Origin of the sequence: Pseudomonas sp. NPDC086278 (genome assembly GCF_050280905.1) — a bacterium.
Taxonomy (GTDB): Bacteria; Pseudomonadota; Gammaproteobacteria; order Pseudomonadales; family Pseudomonadaceae; genus Aquipseudomonas.
On record NZ_JBNNWE010000209.1, the window covers coordinates 1 to 1,763 of the forward strand.

The 1,763-nt window shown below is 61.7% G+C and carries 1 protein-coding gene and 1 pseudogene; both read right to left on the reverse strand.

What is annotated here, in order from left to right; all coding sequences use genetic code 11:
• Positions 1-90 precede the first annotated feature (90 nt).
• Positions 91-564 (reverse strand): annotated as a pseudogene (gene ribH / locus ACQKP4_RS28990) (6,7-dimethyl-8-ribityllumazine synthase); the annotation flags it as partial.
• A gap of 90 nt (positions 565-654) precedes the next feature.
• Positions 655-1,683 (reverse strand): bifunctional 3,4-dihydroxy-2-butanone-4-phosphate synthase/GTP cyclohydrolase II, encoded by a 1,029-nt coding sequence (ribBA, locus tag ACQKP4_RS28995; protein WP_427637432.1) that lies wholly within the window; start codon positions 1,681-1,683, stop codon positions 655-657.
• Positions 1,684-1,763 lie beyond the last annotated feature (80 nt).

Consider the following 1,763-nt stretch of genomic DNA (forward strand, 5'->3'; position numbering starts at 1 on the left):
ATTGGGACTGGCGGGCGCTGCCGATCGGTGCCGTGCTGTTTTGCCTGATCCGCCCACTGAGCGTCGCTGTGATGCCATGGGGCCGGTTGCTCGAGCCTCCAACTGCGCCAGCAGGCTGACCATTTCCAGAGCGGACAGGGCAGCTTCGGCACCTTTGTTACCGGCCTTGGTGCCGGAACGTTCGATGGCTTGCTCGATGGAATCAACGGTCAGCACGCCGAAAGCGACCGGCACGCCGAACTCCATGGACACCTGGGCCAGGCCCTTGGTGCATTCGCCAGCCACGTATTCGAAGTGCGGAGTACCGCCACGAATGACCGCGCCCAGGGCGATGATTGCTGCGTACTCGCCCTTTTGAGCGACTTTCTGCGCAACCAGCGGGATTTCGAAGGCGCCAGGCGCGCGAATGAGGGTGATGTCGTTTTCGCTCACGCCGTGGCGAACCAGGGCATCAACGGCACCGCTGACCAGGCTTTCAACAACGAAGCTGTTGAAACGGCCCACTACCAAAGCGTAGCGGCCTTTAGGGGCGATGAAGGTACCTTCGATGGTCTTCAGGGTCATTCGTTAGATCTCTTAAAGAGCCGGGACGCGTTTTCTACGCATCCCTCAGTGATTTGTTAACCGCGAATCAAGGGCCGCAAACAACGGGCCTTATTCGGAGGGCACGTATTCTACAACTTCCAGATCGAAACCGGATATCGCATTAAATTTCATTGGCGCACTCATCAAGCGCATTTTGCGCACGCCCAGGTCCCGGAGGATCTGCGAACCGGCACCAACAATGCTGTAGGTGGTCGGTTTTTTCACTGTGCTCTGGTCAGCCGTTTCGCGAATGTGCGCCAGCAACACGTCACCATCCAGCGGGTGACCGAGCAACAGCACCACGCCGCTGCCGGCCTCGGCGACCGCAGCCATCGCGGCGCGCAGGCTCCAGCGCCCCGGTTGCTTGACCATCAACAGGTCGCGCAGCGGGTCCATGTTGTGCACGCGAACCAGCGTTGGCTCTTCGGCGCACACGGTGCCCAGCGTCAGGGCCATGTGCACGTCGCCTTCCACGGAATCACGATAGGTCACCAGGTTGAATTGGCCCAGTTCGCTGTCCAGGGGCTGCTCGGCAATCCGCTGAACGGTACGTTCGTGGATCATCCGGTAGTGAATCAGGTCGGCGATGGTGCCGATCTTGATGTTGTGTTCGGCGGCAAAGGCTTCGAGTTCGGTGCGACGGGACATGGTGCCATCGTCGTTCATCACTTCGCAGATCACCCCGCTTGGCTCGAAACCGGCCATGCGCGCCAGATCGCAGGCGGCTTCGGTGTGGCCGGCGCGGGCCAGGGTGCCGCCGGCCTGGGCCATCAGCGGGAAGATGTGGCCAGGGCTGACGATATCGTCGGCCTTGGCGTCCTTGGCCGCCGCCGCTTGCACGGTGCGCGCACGGTCGGCCGCCGAAATACCGGTGGTCACACCCTCGGCCGCTTCGATGGACACGGTGAACTTGGTGCCGAACCCGGAACCGTTGCGCGGCGCCATCAGCGGCAGCTTCAACAGCTCGCAGCGCTCGCGGCTCATCGGCATGCAGATCAGGCCACGGGCGTGTTTGGCCATGAAGTTGATGTGCTCGGCCTTGCAGCACTCGGCGGCCATGATCAGGTCGCCTTCGTTCTCGCGGTCTTCGTCATCCATGAGTCCAAGACGGAGGCGAAACCAGATGTGGGAGCGGGCTTGCTCGCGAAAGCGGTGTATCAGTCGATTTAAATGGTGAC